General features: G+C 63.4%; 13 protein-coding genes. 8 read left to right on the forward strand and 5 right to left on the reverse strand.

Annotated elements, in window-relative coordinates:
* Nucleotides 1-9: 9 nt before the first annotated feature.
* Together HNQ60_RS17210 and HNQ60_RS17215 are read right to left on the reverse strand one after the other, a co-directional pair.
* Nucleotides 10-507 carry a DUF192 domain-containing protein gene (locus HNQ60_RS17210; RefSeq protein WP_184334005.1) on the reverse strand — a complete coding sequence of 166 codons (498 nt, stop codon included), beginning with the start codon at nt 505-507 and terminating at the stop codon, nt 10-12.
* Complete coding sequence (locus HNQ60_RS17215) at nt 504-1250, reverse strand: hypothetical protein (RefSeq protein ID WP_184334006.1); 747 nt, start codon at nt 1248-1250, stop codon at nt 504-506. The genes HNQ60_RS17210 and HNQ60_RS17215 overlap by 4 nt, the downstream gene beginning before the upstream one ends.
* Before the next feature lie 192 nt (nt 1251-1442).
* On the opposite strand from HNQ60_RS17215, the gene glgC reads away from it, so the two are divergent.
* The 3 genes from glgC to HNQ60_RS17230 all read left to right on the forward strand — a co-directional run bounded on the left by glgC (nt 1443) and on the right by HNQ60_RS17230 (nt 4321).
* A complete protein-coding gene (gene glgC, locus HNQ60_RS17220; RefSeq protein ID WP_184334007.1) occupies nt 1443-2765 on the forward strand; it encodes a glucose-1-phosphate adenylyltransferase in 1323 nt (440 codons plus the stop codon).
* Between the two features lie 97 nt (nt 2766-2862).
* Nucleotides 2863-3327, forward strand: coding sequence for an LEA type 2 family protein (locus tag HNQ60_RS17225; RefSeq protein WP_184334008.1), 465 nt, complete (start codon nt 2863-2865; stop codon nt 3325-3327).
* A gap of 28 nt (nt 3328-3355) precedes the next feature.
* A complete protein-coding gene (locus HNQ60_RS17230; RefSeq protein ID WP_184334009.1) occupies nt 3356-4321 on the forward strand; it encodes a 2OG-Fe(II) oxygenase in 966 nt (321 codons plus the stop codon).
* Nucleotides 4322-4354: 33 nt separating this feature from the next.
* Here the strand turns inward: HNQ60_RS17230 and HNQ60_RS17235 are convergent, their stop codons facing one another.
* From HNQ60_RS17235 to phaR, 3 genes are all read right to left on the reverse strand, one after another.
* Complete coding sequence (locus HNQ60_RS17235) at nt 4355-5839, reverse strand: tetratricopeptide repeat-containing sulfotransferase family protein (RefSeq protein ID WP_184334010.1); 1485 nt, start codon at nt 5837-5839, stop codon at nt 4355-4357.
* Nucleotides 5840-5851: 12 nt separating this feature from the next.
* Nucleotides 5852-7297: a glycogen synthase gene (locus HNQ60_RS17240; protein ID WP_184334011.1), complete on the reverse strand. Its 1446-nt coding sequence runs from the start codon at nt 7295-7297 to the stop codon at nt 5852-5854.
* Between the two features lie 68 nt (nt 7298-7365).
* Nucleotides 7366-7884: a polyhydroxyalkanoate synthesis repressor PhaR gene (gene phaR / locus HNQ60_RS17245; RefSeq protein ID WP_184334012.1), complete on the reverse strand. Its 519-nt coding sequence runs from the start codon at nt 7882-7884 to the stop codon at nt 7366-7368.
* 165 nt (nt 7885-8049) lie between these two features.
* Here phaR and HNQ60_RS17250 point away from each other — a divergent pair, with 165 nt between their 5' ends.
* The 5 genes from HNQ60_RS17250 (at nt 8050) to HNQ60_RS17270 (ending at nt 15784) form a co-directional block, all read left to right on the forward strand.
* The gene (locus tag HNQ60_RS17250) at nt 8050-8883 is read left to right on the forward strand and encodes a poly(R)-hydroxyalkanoic acid synthase subunit PhaE (protein WP_184334013.1); all 834 of its coding nucleotides are present in this window, start codon (nt 8050-8052) and stop codon (nt 8881-8883) included.
* The gene (gene phaC / locus HNQ60_RS17255; protein WP_184334014.1) at nt 8880-9965 is read left to right on the forward strand and encodes a class III poly(R)-hydroxyalkanoic acid synthase subunit PhaC; all 1086 of its coding nucleotides are present in this window, start codon (nt 8880-8882) and stop codon (nt 9963-9965) included. The genes HNQ60_RS17250 and phaC overlap by 4 nt, the downstream gene beginning before the upstream one ends.
* 205 nt (nt 9966-10170) lie before the next feature.
* Nucleotides 10171-11112 carry a cysteine synthase A gene (gene cysK / locus HNQ60_RS17260; protein WP_184334015.1) on the forward strand — a complete coding sequence of 314 codons (942 nt, stop codon included), beginning with the start codon at nt 10171-10173 and terminating at the stop codon, nt 11110-11112.
* A 398-nt stretch (nt 11113-11510) separates the two neighbouring features.
* Nucleotides 11511-12644 carry an efflux RND transporter periplasmic adaptor subunit gene (locus HNQ60_RS17265; RefSeq protein WP_221304255.1) on the forward strand — a complete coding sequence of 378 codons (1134 nt, stop codon included), beginning with the start codon at nt 11511-11513 and terminating at the stop codon, nt 12642-12644.
* Complete coding sequence (locus HNQ60_RS17270) at nt 12641-15784, forward strand: efflux RND transporter permease subunit (RefSeq protein WP_184334017.1); 3144 nt, start codon at nt 12641-12643, stop codon at nt 15782-15784. The genes HNQ60_RS17265 and HNQ60_RS17270 overlap by 4 nt, the downstream gene beginning before the upstream one ends.
* The last annotated feature ends 251 nt before the right edge of the window (nt 15785-16035 follow it).

Raw genomic sequence — 16035 nt, forward strand, 5'->3', positions numbered from 1 at the left:
CGCGCGGAGTTATCTCGGCAAAAAGGCGGGATGAATGATCTGGGCGCCAGCGCGAATCTGCAGCTTCGCTGCGACGCCGGCGTTGAGCTCGACGACACCGAGCACTGCTTGTCCTGACTCGATCGTGTCGAGGGACTGCGGCGTAGTGTTCGCGGTCACGCGAACCACCCGTCCGTCCGCTGCAACGAAGAGCATGTCGAGCGGAATGAACGTGTTCTTCATCCACATCGCGATCGACTGCGCCTGCGGATAGATGAAGAGCATTCCTGCATCGTCGTCCATCTGCTTCACGAACATGAGGCCGCGCTGACGGCGAGACTCGCTGTCGGCAACCCACACACGGAACGTATGCAGCTTCGAATCCGCCGTGGCGATCTGCAGCGACGAGCGCCCGAATTCCTTGTCGAGTTCCGCTGTCGGTGACGGTTTCGAATCGGCAGCGACACTGGCTGCGCAGAGCAGGACCAGCAGGGGTGTCAGTCGTCGCAGCATTGCGATCGGCGTCATGGATGCTTTCCTTTTTGAGATCCCGCCTGGAGTACGGCGTCGTCGGCGTCGTCTTCGACGTCGAAGTCGACGCGGCCCGCGAAATCGAATCGGGAGATGAAGATGGAGCCGTTACCTTTCAGGGCGCGGGCAGGCTCAGTGCAGAAGCCTCGCGCCACGATGCGATACACGCGTGAACGATGCGGGATGCCGACCAGCGGTGTCTGGCTCACCTGATCGAGCGTGCACTTGTCATCGCCCTGCGTTCCATAGAACTCGCCAGTACCTTCGCGCATCACGGTGACGTTCACGGGCAAGGCCTTCGCGCTCGTGCCCTCGCGCAGGGCGGCGATGCCGAAGACGAGCACGAGCTGACCCTCGGATCCCGACTGCCGAGTGAAACGGACACGGATCCCGCCGTCCGTCGGTCGCACAGCGCCGGTGCAGCCGGTATCGGCATTGCCCCAATCCAGCTCCGCATCGATCGAGCCCTTGAGCCGTGCGCGCAGGTATCCCGTGCCGTCGGGCAGGCACTGTGTGCGTTCGGCCACGATCTCTGCGTCGGATGACGCAGGCGGTGCCTCCTGAGCATGGACCTTGCAAGCCAGGAGGAACGCAGGCGCGCACAGCAGCGCGCTCCACCAGCACCGCCGGTCGATGATGCGCCGTGCGGTCAAGGAGCTGACAGGATGACCGAGTGGGGTGAAGCCGCCGATCTCGTCAATCGGACTCTCGTCGAGGGGATCAGGGAAGAAGTTGAGCATTCGGACTACAGGCTCCGGAACGACGGGCAGCATGCAACCGTGCTGACCGATGCGCCCGCAGATATTCCCGGCACAATGCCCAAGGCGCGGCGCACAGGCAAGCGCCGGATGAATCCCCGGATGACTCCAAATGCGCGCTCGTCGGCTACCATGGGGGTCGTCGCACTGTCGCCCGATGCCGGAACCGATCTCATGCCAGACGCAGCTACGCCAGCTCGTGTCCCCGTCCGCCAGAATCAGACGAGCCTCAAGATTTCCTCACGCCGCTATGTCAGCCGCATTACTCGCAATACGCTCGCCGTCATCATGGCGGGTGGCCGCGGCGAGCGGTTGAAACATCTCACGGACTTTCGCTGCAAGCCGGCGACGCCGTTCGGCGGCAAGTTCCGCATCGTCGACTTCGTGCTCTCCAACTGCGTCAACTCGGGCATCCGCCGCATTTCGGTACTCACGCAGTACAAGGCGCATTCGCTGATCCAGCACATCCAGCGCGGCTGGAGTTACCTGCGAGGCGAGTTCGGAGAGTTCGTGGAGATCATTCCCGCCCAGCAGCAGCTCGGCGAGATGTGGTATCGCGGCACCGCCGACGCGCTCTACCAGAACCTGCAGATCATCAAGCTCCATCATCCCCGGCACATCCTGGTGCTGGCCGGCGACCATATCTACAAGATGGATTACGGTCCGATGCTCGCTGCGCACGTGGAGAAGAAGGCCGACATAACGGTCGGCGTCGTCGAAGTGCCGCGCGATCAGGCGAGCAGCTTCGGCGTGATGACGGTCGATGAGAACATGCGCATCACGCGTTTCGCCGAGAAGCCCAAGGATCCCGAGGGCATTCCGGGGCGCGGAGACTATTCGCTCGGCTCGATGGGCATCTACGTATTCAAGGCGAGCCTGCTGTACCGGCTGCTCGAGGAGCAGGCGCAGAGGCCGGGCACCGCCCATGATTTCGGGCGCAACATCATTCCGGAAGCGCTCCAGCATCTGAAGGTGTTTGCGTACCCGTTCAAGGACACGCAGACCCGTGTTCAGCAGTACTGGCGCGATGTCGGCACGGTCGATGCGTTCTACGAGGCGAACATGGAGCTCGTCCATGTGAATCCGGAGCTCAATATCTACGACGAGCAATGGCCGATCTGGACGTATCAACGGCAGTATCCGCCCGCGAAGTTCGTGCTGGACGATGTCGGCCGCGTCGGCATGGCCGTCAATTCGATGGTGTCCGGCGGCTGCATCATCTCCGGTGCGCACGTGAACCAGTCGCTGCTCTTTTCCAACGTCAGGGTGGATGAGCGCAGCTACGTCGAGCGGTCGGTGCTGTTTCCGGACGTGCGGGTCGGCGCCAATTGCACGATCAAGCGCGCCATCATCGATACCGGCGGCATCGTGCCCGAGGGGACGCAGATCGGCGTCAATCCCGAGGACGACGCCCGTCGGTTCTACATGAGCGAGAAAGGCGTCGCGCTCGTGACGCGCGACATGCTGACGCGCTTGAGAAAGCAAGCGGAGGGATAGCGCGGTCGCTCGGAATCGCGGGCAAGCGCACCGGGCGCTACGAATCGCCGTGCGCGGGCATACAATGTGCGGAGTTCTGTTACGGAAGCCGCTATCCATGAAGATGCTCCGCAGCCTCTCGATCCTGCTCCTGCTCGCGGGCCTCAGCGCCTGCAGCAGCATGGCGCCGAAGCTGGAAACTCCGCGCCTGACGATCGTGAGCGTCGGAATGACGTCCGGCGACATGTTCAGCCAGAACTTCCTCGTGCGCCTGCACGTGCAGAATCCGAACGACCGGGAGCTCCCGATCAAAGGGATCGATTACAAGCTCTTCCTCCAGGGCGACTCGTTCGCCGAAGGCGTCAGCAGCCGCCCCTTCAAGGTGCCGGCCCAGGGCGAAACAGAGTTCGACATGACGGTGCGGACCAATTTCGTCAGCAGCCTCGGCCGGTTGCTGACGCGCCTGAACGGCAAGAAGAGGGTCGAATACATCTTCGAGGGCAAGGTCATGCTGGAGTCCGGCATGATCCGGAACATTCCCTTCCAGGAAAGCGGTTCGGTGGATCTGGCGACGAAGTTGTAGAACAACCCGCCGGGGCTGGTCGGCGTCGATGAGTGACCCCGAAATCAAAGGATTGCTGGAACGAGTCCGTGCGGGCGACGTGGGCTCGCTCGTTGTGCTTGCCAAGCGGGTTCTCGTCGGTGAAGGAATCAAGCAGGCACCTCCCGACGCAATCGCCATGCTGGAGATGGCAGTCAAGCAAGGCGCACCGGAAGCAGCGCTGCAACTTTCTGTCTGCGCCGCATGGGGTGTAGGGCTGCCCCGCAATCCGCAGAAGGCGATCGAGTATCTGGTGATGGCGGCCGGGTTCGGTTCCACCGTCGCCAAGCGCGAGCTGGCTTTGCTCGGATGCGCGTCGGACGGCGCCCACGCGCAGGCAAAACAGCCTGTCGACCTGAGTGCTCTCACGACGGCTCACGGCGTGCGCATCGTTTCTGAACGGCCGCGAATCCTGGTCGTCGAACGCTTCGCCACGGAAGCAGAATGCGCCTGGCTCATCGAGCGTGGCCGGCCAGCGCTGACGCGTGCGCTGGTGTATCGAGGCAGCGCCGATGCGCAGGTGGCGCAGACGCGCACGAACACTGAAATGGGCTTCACGATCTTTCACGCGGATGTGTTGCTGAGCCTGCTTCGTGACCGCATGGCAGCGGTCCTCCAGACTTCGACGCGCTTCTTCGAAGTCACGAAGTTGCTTCACTACGAGCCGGGCGAGCAGTTCGCGCTGCACGGCGACTTCCTGCAGACGAATACGCCCGAACTGGCGCAGGAGGTGGACCTGCGCGGGCAGCGATCGACGACGTTCCTCGTCTATCTCAACGACGGATTCGAAGGTGGCGAAACGGATTTCCCCCGGCTCGGGTTTCGCTACAAGGGCAATCGCGGCGATGCGCTCGTGTTCAGTAATCTCCAGGCGGACGGATCACCGGACTACAGCACTGTTCACGCGGGTCTTGCGACTACCCGCGGGGAGAAGTGGTTGTTGTCGCAATGGGTCAGAACAAAGCCGGTGGGGTGAAGCCGCTGGTCATTCCCGCTTTCGCGGGAATGACTACGTAGTATCGCCTGTGTCTACGCCCGCCTGCTCCAGATCCCTTCGCAGCGATTCCAGCTGCCGCTCATATCGACGCCATCGTCCCGACGACTCCCGGTAAACGGGTCGGCGAACCTGCCAGACGCTCGCGGTTTTGACTGCGGTCCGCGCCTGGTGAAACGAAAGAACCGCGTCCTCCCAAGGCAACTCGCAGAACGCCAGAAGCTCCCTCGTCGAGCCCGCCGGGTCGGCGACGAATGCGTCGTAATCGAAATTCAGGATGTCCGGGCCATGGAGCGATTGCCAGTGCGCCATGAGCCGGCGGTATTGCGCGTAGTAATGACCGATGTCCGCCAGGTCCAGCGCATAGCTCATGCGATGGTCGAGATGGAGAAAGTAGATCGACAGACAGTTGTCCAGCGGCTGGCGCTGTGTGTGAATGATCCTTGCGTTCGGAAACAGCCGCTTGATCAGTCCGATGTAGAGGAAGTTGTCCGGCCTCTTGTCAGTTACATGCGAGGCACCCGGAAACAGCTTCGCCAGGCTGTCGAGGTACTGTTGCGCCAGTGACCGCAGTTGCGGTTCGGTAACGCTGCTCATCCTGTTCGGGAACGGCGTCAGCACCTGCGATGCGAGCGACGGTATGAAAGGCAGTTCGCCGCCGGAGCGGATCTGCGAATGGGCGGCGAGCACTTGCTCGGCCAGCGTCGATCCCGAGCGGAACATGCCGCAGATGAAGATCGGCTGCGGTTGCAGCGGCGTCGCCGGCGCCCGGGGGGCGGCGGGGAACTGCGCGATGATCGCGTCGATCAATCGTTCGTGTGCCGCACGGTCATAGCGAGGCGCATTCGCAGGTGCCGCAGCCCGGCTGTCGCGATTGGCGGCGCTGCAAGCATCGAATGCTTCGTCGTAGGAACCGCAAGCATCCAGGACTTTGCCCAGAGCGAATCCGAGACTCGCTTTGTCGAGAACATTCGTCGCGGGGTCGCCGATCGCGAGACGGAGTCGGTTCACGATGGGCTCGTCGCGGTGTTTCGCCAGCGTGAGGCTCGCGTAGCGCGACAGCGCTTCGTAGTGATGCGGGTCGAGCGCGAGGATTCGTTCGTACAAGGCGATTGCGTCTGTGCGTCGCCCGTAATCCTCACGCAGGTTCGCGAGATTGAACAGCGCCGGCACATAGCGAGAGTTGATGCGCAGAGCTGCATCAAGTTCGCGCTCCGCGGCATCGTCCTGCCTCAGGCAGTCCGAGTAGATGACTCCGCGGTTGAGATGAACTTCTTCAGGCAGCGACACGCCGCGGTCGAGCGCTTGCTGATATGACGCAAGCGCTTCCGCGAACTTGCCCATGCGTCGTTGCAGCAGCGCAAGGTTGTACCAGGTGTCGGTGAGCTCAGGCCAATGGCCGAGGATCTGAGTGTAGAGAGCTTCGGCTTCCGCGAGCCTGCCCGCCTGTTCCAGCAGCGTGGCCTGATGCGCGAGTGCTCTGGGATCGCTGCGGGTCATGGCGGAGCGTGACTAGCGAATCAACGATTCGTACAGGTTCTCGTACTCGCGCCCCTGCGCATCCCAGGAAAAATCCTGCGCCATGCCGTTGCGCATCATCTGCGTCCACGCGTCCCGATCCTTGAAGAGGTCGAGCGCGGTCTGCAATGCCCAGCGCATCGCGGGCACGTCGAAATCGTTGAAGACGATGCCGGTGCCCTGGCGCGAATCGCCATCCCACATCTGCACGGAGTCCGCGAGTCCGCCCGTCTTGCGCACGATCGGGACGGTGCCGTACTTCAGGCTGTACATCTGGTTCAGGCCGCACGGCTCGTACATCGAAGGCATGAGGAAAATGTCCGCCGCCGCTTCGATCAGATGGGCGATCTCTTCGCTGTAGCCGCGATGAAAGACGACCCGGTCGGGAAAGCGCTGCTGCAGTCCTTCGAAGAAGCGCTCGTAGCGTGCCTCCCCGTTGCCGACACCGACGAGGCAGCAGTCGCGACCCGCCAGCACTTCCGGCAGCGTGTCGAAGAGCAGATCGAAGCCCTTCTGCGGCGTGAGTCGCGACACGATGCCGAACATCGGCGTCTTCTCGGGCAGCGACAGGTTCATCCAGTCCAGGAAGGCGCGCTTGCCGGCGGCTTTCCCGGAGAGATCGTCCCGGGTGTAACGATGTTTGAGATAGCGATCGAGCGCGGGATTCCAGTCTGCGTAGTCGACGCCGTTCAGGATGCCGACGACTTCATCTCCCCGTTCGCGCAACGTGCCATCGAGTCCGTGCCCGCCGATCGGTGTCTGTATTTCGCGGGCGTAGGTCGGACTCACGGTGCTCACACGATGCGCATGACGCAGGCCTTCGCGCAGCCAGTTGATCTGACCGGCGCCGAAATCAGAAGGCGAGAGGAGTCCGCGGATCTCTCCACCGACATCGTAAGCCGTGCCGGCGCCGAAGACGCCCTGGTAGCCGATGTTGTGGATCGACATGATCGTGCGCGACTGCTCGAAGAGCCGGTCCCAGGCATAGAGGGTCTTGAGCATCAGCGGCACGAGTCCCGTGTGCCAGTCGTTGCAATGAACGATCTGCGGCGCGAAGCCCATGCGCTGGCACGACTCCAGCACCGCGCGCTGGAGCACCAGGAAGCGCAGATGCTCGTCGGGCCCGTTCGTGTAGATCGTCGGTCGATCGAATGCCGCCGGGCAGTGCACGAGAAGGACAGGCGTCGTGGAGCCGGGCAAATGCGCCTGCAGCAGCGAGAAGCTGTAGCGATGCGGGCCCAGGCGCAGTTCGACGTCCTGCACGTTCGGGACGTGGTCCGCGTTCAGGGCACCTAGCCCGATGCTGGAATACAGCGGCATGAAGAGCCGCACGTCATGACCGCGACCATGCAGATATCGCGGCAAGGCGCCTGCCACGTCGGCCAACCCGCCAGTCTTCGCGAGCGGCGCGATCTCGGAGGCGATGAAACAGATGCGCATGGAGTGCGTGGGGGCGTCGGGATGCGAGCGATCGGATGCCCGCGGTCAGGCGTCCACGCGCGGCACGGTCATCGCGTCGGGTCCGAGCCCGGCTTCTCGTTGCTGGCCGGCGTGTCGGCGCCGTTGCTCTTGGAATCGCGCGGCGGCGCGAATGCAGCCAGCATCGACTCCTGCATGCGGGCCCAGACTTCCAGGTTCTGGCGGGTGAGCTCCGACATGGCCGCCATCGGCGCATTCGTCATCATGCGGGTGAGCTGGGTCTGCACCGTTTCCTGCTGGCGCATGAAGGTCTCGACGCTCTTCTCGAGATACGCGCTGAGGAAGCCCTGCAGCGAGTTGCCGTAGAAGCGGATCAGCGACTCGAGCAGCGCGGTCGAGAGGATCGGTCGCCCGAACTGTTCCTGGTCGGCGATCACCTGCAGCAGGATCAGGCGGGTGATGTCCTCGTTGGTCTTGTCCTCGATGACCTTCACCTGTTCGCCGGCGACGACCATCGTGCGGATGTCGTCCAGCGTGATGTGCCGGCTTTGCGACGCGTCATACAGCCGACGATTCGCATACTTCTTGATCAGGCGTGGTTCGCTCATGCACGGTCCCGTGAATTCTTCGCTAGCAATAGCGTGCCGGCGCCCGGTGGTTTTCTGGGACAATGCCCCAACAAGGCGTTACGCACTGCGAGGCGGGCTACTGTAGCGACGCCGATTTGGCGCTGCAACAAGGGCGACAGAAGCTCTCTTGCGGCGCAGCGGGCGATGGAGGCGGCGGAATCGATGGGCGATCAGGACCCGAAGGCAAACGGCAGCCCCTGGGCGGCGGAATGGATCGAGCAACAGCGTGAATTGCTGCGGCAGCGCACGGCTGCGGGCGGCGCCGGCGGGACCGAGGAAGTCCGCGCGATCGGGGACAAATGGCTCGATCTGGGGCAGTCCTGGCTGCAGGGAATTGCCGATACCGCTTCGCAGGGCACCCAATCGTTCGCGGGCTTCCAGGTAGGCGAGGAACTCCTGGATGCGTGGAAGAGCGCTTGGACGGCTGCCGGGGTGACCCAGCAAAGCGCCGCGCGCGCATTCTCGGACATGCTCGGCCGTCTGCCGCCGGTCGGTCTGGCTCGCGAGCACACTGAAGCGTGGCGGGAGCTCGCTGCAGCCCAGGCTGAGTGTGCGCAGCTCGAACAGGAATTGCGGGGCGCATTGCTGGGAGTGCAACGGGACGCGCTGGATCTGCTCGAACAGCGCGTACGCGAGCGAAAAGAGCCGATCGGCGGTTATCGTGACCTGTACAACCTCTGGGTCGAGTGCGCGGAGCAGGTCTTCGCGAAAGTGGCCCACAGCGAGACCTACGGCAAGCTTCAGGCGGAGCTGGGGAATGCGAGCATGCGATTGCGCGCTCGTCAGCAGAAAGTCGTCGAGTACGGACTGCGGCAGTTCGACTTGCCGACACGCTCGGAGCTGAACTCCGTGCATCGCCAGATACGCGCGTTGAAACAGCAGGTCGCGGACCTGTCGCAAGGGCGATCGAAGCCGAAGGCGAAGAAGGCGGTTCGTGCCGCGCCGAAGCGGCGTGCAGCGAAGGGCCGATCCCGATGACCGAAATCAAATTCGATCGTGAGCAGGTGAAGCAGGACACGGACGCTTTCGTGCAGCGGCTGACGCAGGGGCTTGCTGTGCTCGCACAAGCCGGCGACGTCACTATCGGCAGCGCTCCGAAAGACGCGGTGTATGAAGAGGACAAACTCGTCCTCTATCGCTATCGACCCGCTGCTGATGTCCCTGCAAAGAACCGCGTGCGCACGCCGCTTTTGATCTGCTACGCGCTCGTGAACCGCCCGTACATGATGGATCTGCAGCCGGATCGCTCGCTGATCCGCGGGCTGTTGCAGCGGGGTGTCGATGTCTACCTGATCGATTGGGGCTATCCCGACGGCGCCGATCGCTTCCTGACGATCGACGACTACGTTTCCGGTTACCTCGCACGGTGTGTCGACGTCGTTCGCGAAGCGAGCGGGCAGGACCGTATCAATCTCCTCGGCGTCTGCCAGGGCGGCACGCTCAGCCTGTGCTACGCGGCTCTTCACCGCGAGACGCTGCGCAATCTCGTGACGATGGTGACGCCGGTGGATTTCCAGACACCGCAGAACCTCCTGACCAAGTGGACGAAGCACGTCGATCTCGATCAGCTCGTTGCCACGACCGGCAACGTCCCGGGCGAGATGCTCAACGCGCTGTTCCTCGGACTGCAGCCCTTCCGGCTGACGAGCCAGAAGTACGTCGATCTGCTCGATCACATCGACGATCCCAAGGCGCTGGAGAATTTCCTGCGCATGGAGAAATGGATCTTCGACAGTCCCGACCAGCCCGGCGAGATGTTCCGCCAGTTCATGCAGTGGTTCGTGAAGGAGAACCGCCTCGTGAACGACGCGCTCGATCTCAACGGACGTCCGGTCCGCTTGAAGGACATCCGCACGCCTTTGTTGAACATCTACGCCACGCAGGATCACCTCGTGCCGCCGAGTGCGAGCACACCGCTCGAACAGCGCGTCGGTTCGCGCGACTACTCGAGCTATGCGTTCCCCGGCGGTCACATCGGGATCTACGTGAGCGGCGCAGCGCAGCGGGAAGTGCCGACGCGGATCGCGCAGTGGTTGAAAGAGCGTGACGGAAAGCGGTGAGCCGCGAGCGACGAGTTGTGAGCCGGACCGGGACCGGTCATCAGCTGATAACCTCGGGCAGTTGACGCCGTCGACGAACGGCGCGCACTCTCGTGCCCGGTTTTTTTGTTCGCGGCCCGTTGCCCATTCGGACGTGTCGGCTTCCGTTGTCGTTTTCCGTTATCTGAACTAACCGCCAACCGCTAACCGCGAGTCACTACTTCTCATGATTTACGACAGCATTCTCGGCACCATCGGCCGCACTCCCATCGTCCGCATCAACCGGCTCGCGCCGGCCAACGTCACGATGTACGTGAAGTGCGAGTTCTTCAATCCGCTCTCATCGGTGAAGGACCGTCTCGCGATCGGCATCATCGAAGATGCCGAGCGGCGCGGTGCACTGAAGCCCGGACAGACGGTCATCGAAGCGACCTCCGGCAACACCGGCATCGCACTCGCAATGGTCTGCGCGGCGAAGGGCTATCCGTTCGTTGCGGTCATGGTCGAAACGTTCTCCGTCGAGCGGCGCAAGATCATGCGCATGCTCGGAGCCAAAGTGTTTCTCACACCCGCCGCGGAGCGCGGTTCGGGCATGGTGCGCAAGGCAGAGGAGCTGGCGAAGAAGCACGGCTGGTTCCTCGCCCGCCAGTTCGAAAACCAGGCGAATCCGGAGTATCACCGCAACACCACCGGCCCGGAGATCCTCAGCGACTTCGCCGGCAAGCGGCTCGATTTCTGGGTCACCGGCTGGGGCACGGGCGGCACGCTGACCGGCGCGGGCGAGATGATCAAGAAGGCACGGCCGGAGACGAAGATCGTCGTCACCGAGCCGGCGGGCGCATCGCTGCTGACCGGCGCCGAATTCAAGCCCCACAAGATCCAGGGCTGGACGCCGGATTTCGTGCCCGCCGTCCTGAATCGCGGCGTTCCTGATGAAATTCTGCCCGTGACCGACGACGAGGCGCTTCAGGCCGCCCGGAACCTGGCGGCGAAGGAAGGCATCTTCTGCGGCATCTCGTCCGGCGGCACTTTCGCGGCTGCTCTCAAGGTCGCCAACAAGGCGCCCAACGGCTCGGTGATCCTCGCCATGCTGCCGGATACCGGTGAGCGTTATCTGAGCACTGTCCTCTTCGAGGGCATTCAGGACGCTTCGGACTCCGAACCGTAAAGAGAAGCGGTTGGCGGTTAGCGGTTGGCGGCTAGCCGGATTAGCTCCGCCTGCGTCATTCCCGCGAAAGCGGGAATGACGGGCAGCGCGGAATGACGAACAGGGCCTGCCCGTACGGGCCCGAATCCGGCCCGGCCCGAATTTCCGCCTTTTTCATCTTTCCCCTCGGTGCGTGAACTGGATTCGCGCGGATATCATTGAATTTACGATTCTTTACAGCTTCCAAGGGATGCGGCGGCTACCGTTTCCTGAACTCGCGGGGGGCGGACGGGTCGGACGCTGACTCGTCAAAGAAAATCTCGAGGTCGATGACATCGACTCTGGCCTGCATGTCCCCCAGGCCAGTCCCGGGCCGTTTCACGGCGGGGCCGCGCGGGATCCGCTGTCTTAGGCTTTGCATGGTCTCAAGTGTGCGCAACATAGTCGTCGGGGCGGCGCTTCTCGTCGCGGTCGCGGGAATCGGCTGGTATGCCGTATCGAATGGCGATGCGCCGGCGGCCAAGCCGGCGGCAGGCGCACGACCGGGCTTCGGACCCGGCGGACCGGTCGGGGTTCTGGTAGCGACGGTCGGCTACGAGCCCTTCGCGCAGGGCATGGAGGCCATCGGCACGGCTCGCGCGAACGAAGCGGTCGATATCACTGCGAAGGTCTCCAACCGCGTCACCGCCATCGCTTTCCGCGAAGGTCAGCAGGTCAGGACAGGCGACGTGCTCGTCGAGTTCGACAGCGAGCAGGCGCGGGCGAATCTCGCCGAAGCTGAAGCCGCGCTGCGCGACAGCCGCAGCCAGTTCAATCGCAGTCGCGAACTGTTCGCGACGAAAGCACTCTCCGAAGCACAGCTCGATCAGCTGCAGGCGACACTGAGCATGAACGAGGCTCGCGTCGCGGGCGCGCGATCGCAGCTCAACGACACGATCATCCGCGCGCCGTTCGCGGGCCGCGTCGGCCTTCGCAACGTCAGCATCGGCAGCTTCGTCAGCCCCACCACCGTCATCACGACGCTCGACGACACGAGCGTGATCAAGCTCGATTTCTCGGTGCCGGAAGTGTTCCTCGCCGACGTTCGCGAAGGACTCGAGATCACTGGCCGCACGACGGCTTACAGCGACGAAGTCTTCAAGGGGAAGGTGACCAGCATCGACAGTCGTCTCGATCCTGTCAGCCGCGCGGTGACGGTACGTGCCCGCATCGACAATCGCGACGGACGCCTGAAGCCCGGCATGCTCATGACGGTCAACCTGCAGCGCGTCGATGCTCCGACGCTGCTGATTCCCGAGCAGGCGCTGGTGCCCGAAGGCGATCGCAAGTTCGTCTTCACCGTCCGTGACGAGAAGGCCGTGCGCACGGAAGTCCACACTGGTCGCCGCCGTCCGGGTGAAGTCGAAGTGCTGAAGGGACTCATCGAAGGCGACGTGGTCGTGGTCGAAGGCACGCAGAAAGTCCGCGACGGCCTCGCTGTCAAACCGACGACGTCGAGCGAGGCGGTGCAGGGCGCGGCCATCGAGCCGAAGCTGCGACGGGATCGCGCATGATCCTTTCGGAGCTGTCCGTCCGGCGCCCGGTCTTTGCGATGGTGGTGAGCCTGATGCTCACCATCATCGGACTGATGGCCGCGAATCGCCTGCCGGTGCGCGAGTATCCGGATATCAGCGCGCCGATCGTCAGCATCGATACGCGCTACCGCGGCGCCACCGCCGAAGTCGTCGAATCCAAGATCACGCAGATCATCGAAGCCCAGGTCGCGGGCCTCGAAGGCGTGGAGAAGATCACGTCGTCGAGCTCCGAAGAGCGCTCGCGCATCACCATCGAATTCGGCCTGGGGCGCGACATCGAATCCGCTGCGAACGATGTGCGCGATCGCGTCTCACGCGTGCAGGGCAGCCTCCCCGACGAATCCGATCCCCCCGACATCACCAAGGTCGATGCGAATTCCGATCCGGTGATGCACATGGACGTCTCGAGCGATCGTCGCTCGGTGCTCGAACTGAACGATTACGCCGATCGCTACCTGCTCGATCGCTTCTCGATCGTCGATGGCGTCGCGATGGCGCGCATCAACGGCGAACGCCGCTATGCGATGCGCATCTGGCTCGACCGGCAGGCGCTCGCCGGCCGCCAGCTCACCGTTCAGGACGTCGAGAGCGCATTGCGCCGGGAGAACCTGCAGCTGCCGGCGGGGCGGATCGAATCCGTGAACCGCGAGTTCGCGCTGCGCACGGATACCGGCTTCAGCACCGAGGAGGATTTTCGCCAGCTCGTCATCGGCCGCGGCGGCGACGGTTCGTTCGTGCGTCTCGGTGAAGTTGCCGAGGTGAAGCGCGATGCCGAGGATCTGCGTTCGCTCTCGCGCTCCGACGGCGTGACCGGCATCAGCTTCGCGATCATTCCCACTTCGACCGCGAATGTGCTCGATGTGACTCGTGGCGTGCAGGAAGAGATGGAGCGCATACGTGCCACGCTGCCCGAAGACATTAGTCTCGAAGTGAACGTGGACAACTCATTGTTCGTCCATGCATCGATCTACGAAGTGATGCACGCGCTGGTCGTGGCGCTGATCCTGGTGCTGGTGGTGATCTACGCGTTCCTCGGAACGTGGCGCGCGACGCTGATTCCCGCGATCACCATTCCTGTTTCCATCATCGCCGCGGCCATCGTGATGGTGATGGCGGGCTTCTCGATCAACGTGCTCACGCTGCTGGGCGCGGTGCTCGCGATCGGCCTCGTCGTCGACGATGCGATCGTGGTGCTCGAGAACATCATGCGCAGGATCGAGGAGGGCGAAGCTCCGCTGCTCGCCGCAGTCGATGGCAGCCGCGAGATCGGCTTCGCCGTCATCGCGACGACGCTCGTGCTGATCGCGGTGTTCCTGCCGATCTCCTACCTGCCCGGTAATCTCGGTCGCCTGTTCGGCGAATTCGGAATCACGATCGCGGCGGCGGTTGCCTTCTCGGCACTCATCTCGCTGACGCTCGTGCCGATGATGACGTCGAAGTTTTTCGCGAACGGGGCGGTTCGCAGCCGCACGACGCTGGTCGTCGAGCGCTTTTTCCACTGGCTGTCCGCGAAGTACGAAGAGTCGCTGCGCGCAGCGATCGCAAGACCCCTCGTGGGAGTGGGCGCGGCGGCTGGCGCGATTGCGCTCGGCGGGCTGCTCTATCTCGCGTTGCCTTCCGAGTACGCGCCCCAGGAAGACCGCGCGATGGTGCAGATCATCCTGACCGCGCCTGAAGGATCGAGCCTCGCTTACCTTGACCGTTACCTCAAGCAGGTCGAAGCGGTTGCCGTGGATGAAGTGAAGCGCGGCAATGCGCGTCGCGTCCTTACCCGCTCGGGCAACTTCGGCGGCGGCGGCGATGTGAACATCGGCCGTGTCGTGCTGCCTCTGACGCCATGGGATGAGCGAAGCGAGTCGGCCTCGCAGATCGTGCAGCGGCTGCGAACCAAGGTTGCGGATTTCCCGGGCGTTCGTGTCGTCGTAGTCCAGCCCGGCGGGCTCGGCGTTCGCGGTCCCGGTTCGCCGGTGCGCCTGGTACTCGGCGGTTCCAACTACGAAGAGCTCGCGAAGTGGCGCGATATCGTCATGGAGCGCACGGCTGAGAATCCCGGTCTGGTCAACGTCGACTCGGATTACTACGAGCGCAAGCCGCAGCTCGACGTCGCGATCGATCGCAATCGTGCCGCTGACCTCGGTGTATCGCTCGAGGCCGTCGGTCGCTCGCTCGAAACAATGATGGGTTCGCGCATCGTCACGACGTATCTCGAACGGGGCGAGGAATATCGCGTCATCCTGCAGGCGCGCGAAAGCGATCGCGCGACGCCCAATGACCTGGCGAATATCTACGTCCGCTCGATGACGACGAACGCGATGATCCCGCTGTCGAACCTGGTGAAGCTCACCGAGACGGCCGGACCGATCGACTACAAGCGGTTCGACCGGCTGCGCGCGGTGACGATCTCCGCGGGCCTTGCTCCGGGCTACTCGCTCGGCGAGGCGATGGAATATCTCGAGAAGGTGGTCCGTGAGGATCTGCCGCCGGAAGCTCAGGTCAACTGGGACGGCGAGTCGCGCGAATTCCAGCGCTCGGGCTCGGCGATGTACGTGACCTTCCTGCTGTCGCTGATCATCGTGTTCCTGGTGCTGGCCGCCCAGTTCGAGAGCTTCCGCCATCCGTTCATCATCATGATGACGGTGCCGCTGGCGGTGACGGGCGCACTGCTTGGCCTGTGGGTGCAGGGCGGCTCCATCAACGTGTTCAGCCAGATCGGCTGCATCATGCTCATCGGGCTCGCGGCCAAGAACGGCATCCTGATCGTCGAGTTCGCCAACCAGTTGCGCGACCGTGGCGTCGAGTTCCTGGAGTCGATCATCGAGGCATCGGCGATCCGCCTGCGGCCGGTGCTCATGACCAGCCTGTGCACGCTGTTCGGCGCCGTCCCGCTGATGATTGCTTCGGGGGCGGGGGCTGAGAGCCGTCGTGCCATCGGGGCCGTCGTGGTCTACGGCGTGGCCTTCTCCCTGATCCTGACGCTCTACGTGGTGCCCGCCATCTACGCCCTGATCGCCCGGACGTCCCAGTCGCCGGAGCACGTCAGCCGCCTCATCGAGCGTCTGCGGGGCAAGAAGCCCGGGACGCCGGTCGCGGGCGAAGAGCCGGCCGCTCCGGGTCACTGAAAGAAGGCCCCCGAAAAGAAAAAAGACCGATGGGTTCGCCATCGGTCTTGAGGGGTGTCCAAAGCGCCTTTCGAAAAAGAACGCTCGCAGGAGGACGAATGTTGTGACCGGCCGAAACGGCACCGGTTCCAAATTTGTTTGAATTGGTTTCCTTGAATCGGCGGTAGGCAATTTGCCCCATAGTCGGGCAGATTGTAAAAAAATTGTTACAGATATCGGGGGAATCCCTGTTCCAGCCGGGCATCGCCGCC

It is taken from the genome of Povalibacter uvarum, assembly GCF_014202975.1.
In the GTDB taxonomy this organism is placed as follows: Bacteria; Pseudomonadota; Gammaproteobacteria; order Steroidobacterales; family Steroidobacteraceae; genus Steroidobacter; species Steroidobacter uvarum.

Coding starts and splice junctions, on each gene's coding strand:
- glgC (WP_184334007.1), top strand. CDS start 1,443: ATGCCAGACGCAGCTACGCCAGCTCGTGTCCCCGTCCGCCAGAATCAG.
- HNQ60_RS17270 (WP_184334017.1), top strand. CDS start 12,641: ATGATCCTTTCGGAGCTGTCCGTCCGGCGCCCGGTCTTTGCGATGGTG.
- HNQ60_RS17250 (WP_184334013.1), top strand. CDS start 8,050: ATGGAGGCGGCGGAATCGATGGGCGATCAGGACCCGAAGGCAAACGGC.
- HNQ60_RS17225 (WP_184334008.1), top strand. CDS start 2,863: ATGAAGATGCTCCGCAGCCTCTCGATCCTGCTCCTGCTCGCGGGCCTC.
- HNQ60_RS17210 (WP_184334005.1), bottom strand. CDS start 507: ATGACGCCGATCGCAATGCTGCGACGACTGACACCCCTGCTGGTCCTG.
- HNQ60_RS17230 (WP_184334009.1), top strand. CDS start 3,356: ATGAGTGACCCCGAAATCAAAGGATTGCTGGAACGAGTCCGTGCGGGC.
- phaR (WP_184334012.1), bottom strand. CDS start 7,884: ATGAGCGAACCACGCCTGATCAAGAAGTATGCGAATCGTCGGCTGTAT.
- HNQ60_RS17240 (WP_184334011.1), bottom strand. CDS start 7,297: ATGCGCATCTGTTTCATCGCCTCCGAGATCGCGCCGCTCGCGAAGACT.
- HNQ60_RS17265 (WP_221304255.1), top strand. CDS start 11,511: ATGGTCTCAAGTGTGCGCAACATAGTCGTCGGGGCGGCGCTTCTCGTC.
- HNQ60_RS17235 (WP_184334010.1), bottom strand. CDS start 5,839: ATGACCCGCAGCGATCCCAGAGCACTCGCGCATCAGGCCACGCTGCTG.
- HNQ60_RS17215 (WP_184334006.1), bottom strand. CDS start 1,250: ATGCTCAACTTCTTCCCTGATCCCCTCGACGAGAGTCCGATTGACGAG.
- cysK (WP_184334015.1), top strand. CDS start 10,171: ATGATTTACGACAGCATTCTCGGCACCATCGGCCGCACTCCCATCGTC.
- phaC (WP_184334014.1), top strand. CDS start 8,880: ATGACCGAAATCAAATTCGATCGTGAGCAGGTGAAGCAGGACACGGAC.